The organism is Pseudoduganella sp. RAF53_2 (assembly GCF_052113985.1).
Lineage (GTDB): Bacteria > Pseudomonadota > Gammaproteobacteria > Burkholderiales > Burkholderiaceae_D > Rugamonas.
In genome coordinates, this window is the sequence record NZ_JBFRDW010000679.1 from 1 (window position 1) to 3,168 (window position 3,168).

The 3,168-nt window shown below is 62.5% G+C and carries 3 protein-coding genes; 1 reads left to right on the plus strand and 2 read right to left on the minus strand.

From position 1 onward, the window contains the following. Window positions 1-792, plus strand: a 792-nt coding sequence (locus tag AB4Z11_RS27645) for a LysR substrate-binding domain-containing protein (protein WP_442029044.1), incomplete at its 5' end; no start/stop codon positions are given. A 42-nt stretch (window positions 793-834) separates the two neighbouring features. On the opposite strand, the gene AB4Z11_RS27650 is transcribed toward AB4Z11_RS27645, so the two are convergent. Together AB4Z11_RS27650 and hydA are read right to left on the minus strand one after the other, a co-directional pair. Continuing rightward, window positions 835-2,067, minus strand: a complete 1,233-nt coding sequence (locus AB4Z11_RS27650; RefSeq protein ID WP_442029045.1) for a Zn-dependent hydrolase — start codon at window positions 2,065-2,067, stop codon at window positions 835-837. A 9-nt stretch (window positions 2,068-2,076) separates the two neighbouring features. Then, window positions 2,077-3,168 (minus strand): dihydropyrimidinase (hydA, locus tag AB4Z11_RS27655; protein ID WP_442029046.1); only part of this gene is annotated, 1,092 nt, incomplete at its 5' end.

Sequence of the window (3,168 nt, forward strand, 5' to 3'; positions counted from 1 at the left end):
ATGGAGGACACGCTTGGCGTCCCACTTCTGGTGCGTGGCCGGCGCGGCGTCGAGCCCACCGCCGCGGGCCGCACCCTGCTGCACCACGCCCGCGCCATAACCCAGCAAATGGAGCGCATGCGCGCCGATCTTGGCGAGTATGCGACCGGGTTGAAAGGCCATATCCGCCTGCTGTGCAATACGTCGGCACTCACCGAATATCTGCCGGACGCGCTGGCTGACTTCATGGCCAAACACCCGCAGGTGAATATCGACCTGGAAGAGCGGCTCAGCCGAGAGATCGTGCAGGCGCTGCGCAACGACCTCGCCGACATTGGCATCATCAGCGACGCCGTGGATAACAGCGGGCTGGAAACCGCCCTGCTGCGCAAGGACCGGCTGGTGCTGGTGATGGCGCCTGGCCATCCCCTGGCCCGGCGTGTGGGCCGCCGCACCAGCGTCGCATTTGGCGACGTGGTGGATGAGGAATTTATCGGCCTGGCCGRCGACARCGCCCTGCAGCAGCACATCGGCGAACACGCAACGCGGCTTGGCGCGCGCCTGCGCTACCGCGTGCGCGTGCGGAGTTTTGATGCCGTGTGCCGGATGGTCGCCGTCGGCAACGGCATTGCCGTGGTACCGGAATCGGCGGCGCAGCGCTCGCGCGATGCGTCCGCAGTCAAGGTGCTGGGCTTGAGTGATTCATGGGCGAACAGGCAGCAATTGCTGGCCACACGTAGCTATGCTGCCTTGCCTGGTTATGCGAAAGAGCTTGTGGATACGCTGCGTACAGGCGATTGGAAAGCGGCGTAAAGGCGGATCGATGATCCGCCCTACGCGACGCAGGCCCTCTGCCTAACGATCTGCCATTTCGAGCATCGCGTGCAGCAGCACGTTGCAGCCTGCTTCCAGGTGCTCCGACTTGGCGTCCTCGATCTCGTTGTGGCTAATGCCGTCCTTGCAGGGCACGAAGATCATGCCTGCCGGCGCCACGCGTGCCGCATAGATTGCGTCGTGGCCGGCGCCGGAGACGACGTCCATCACTGAATAGCCCAGTTTATCGGTCGCCTTGCGTACCGCTCCCACGCAGTCAGGATGGAAGGGGCATGGCGGATAGTAGGACACGCGCTCGACCTGGATCTTCAGGCCAGTCTCCAGCGATGTCTTATCCACGAAGGCCAGCATTTCTTCATGCATTTTGTTCAGCAGCTCGTCATTCACATTGCGCAGGTCGATGCTGAACTTGACCTGGCCGGGAATCACGTTGCGGCTATTGGGGAAGACCTGCATCATGCCCACCGTGCCGCGTCCGTACGGCGGATAGCGATTGGCGATGGCCACTACTTCCTGAATGATGCGTGTGGACACCTGCATCGCATCCTTCCGCAAATGCATAGGCGTCGGCCCCGCGTGGGCCTCCATGCCGGTGACGGTGCAGTCGTACCAGGAAAGGCCCATTACGGCAGGCACCACGCCAATCACCTTGTCCTCATCCTCCAGCACCGGGCCTTGTTCGATGTGCGTCTCGAAGTACGCGCCAATCGGATGCTGTCCCGGAACCTGGTCGCCCATATAGCCGATGCGTGCCAGCTCGTCGCGCACAGTCTTGCCTTCGATGTCCTTGGCAGCGTAGGCGTGCTCCAGGGTGAAAGCGCCGCAGAACACGCCGGAACCCATCATCACCGGCACGAAACGCGAGCCTTCCTCATTGGTCCAGAACGCGACTTCGATCGGCGCCCTGGTCTTGATGCCTTTGTCGTTCAGGGTACGCACGACTTCCAGGCCGGCCAGCACGCCGTAATTGCCGTCGAATTTGCCGCCGGTAGGCTGGGTGTCGATATGGCTGCCCGTCATGATCGGCGGCAACGAGTTATCCGTGCCGTCGCGGCGCATGAAGACGTTGCCGATCTGGTCGACCGTGACCGACATGCCGGCCGCGCGTCCCCAGCCGACAACCAGGTCGCGGCCTTGCTTGTCGAGGTCCGTCAATGTGAGTCGTTTGACGCCGCCTTTGGGTGTGGCGCCGATTTTGGCCAATTCCATCAGCGAGTCCCACAGGCGCTGGCCATTGATACGTAAATCGCTCATGCTTGCTCCTTAGCGCGCCGTGATGGGCGCAAATGCCGGACGGTCGATGTGGCGGCCCGCGCCTTCCACCGCTCTCAATTCGCCGCGGTGATAAACGACCTTGCCCGCCGCCACCGTGGTGCTCGGAATGCCTTTGACGGTGCGTCCTTCGAAGACGTTGAAGCCGCCCTTGTTGTGCTGGGTCCTGGCCGAAATCGTGCGTGTGCCTTCCGGGTCCCACACCACAATGTCGGCATCGGAGCCCGCAGCGATCAGTCCTTTGCGCGGATAGATATTAAAGATCTGCGCCGCGTTGGCCGACGTCACGCGCACGAATTCGGACGGCGTCAGCTTGCCGCTATTGACGCCTTCGTCCCAGATCACGGCCATGCGGTCTTCCACGCCGCCGCAGCCGTTCGGGATCTTGGTGAAGTCATTGCGTCCAGCCGCTTTCTGCTCGGCGCAGAAAGTGCAGTGATCGGTCGCCGTGGTGTGCAGATTCCCGCCCTGCAGGCCTTGCCACAGCGCCTTCTGGTGCTCCTTGCTGCGGAACGGTGGGCTCATCACGTGGCCCGCTGCGTAGTCGAAGTCCGGATGCTCATACACGCTGTCGTCCACGATCAAATGGCCAGCCAGCGCCTCGCCATATACACGTTGTCCGGCAGCGCGGGCGCGCGTGATGGCATCCAGCGATTCTTTGCAGGAGACGTGGACAATGTACAGCGGGGTTCCCAACACATTCGCAATGGCGATCGCGCGGTTCGCGGCTTCGGCTTCCACTGCGGGTGGGCGCGACAGCGGATGCGCGCGCGGACCGGTAATGCCCTTTTCCAGCAGTTCCTTCTGCAACTGGAAAACCAGCTCGCCATTCTCGGCGTGTACGGTCGGGATGGCGCCCAGCTCCAGCGCGCGGCGGAAAGAGCGCACCAGTGTCTCATCGTCCGCCATGATGGCGTTCTTGTAGGCCATGAAGTGCTTGAAACTGTTCACGCCATGATTGCGTACCAGTGTTCCCATTTCTTCGTGAACCTGATCCGACCACCAGGTGACCGCAACGTGGAAAGTGTAGTCGCCCGCCGACTTCGCAGCCCAGCCGCGCCATTGGTGATATGCCTCCAGCAG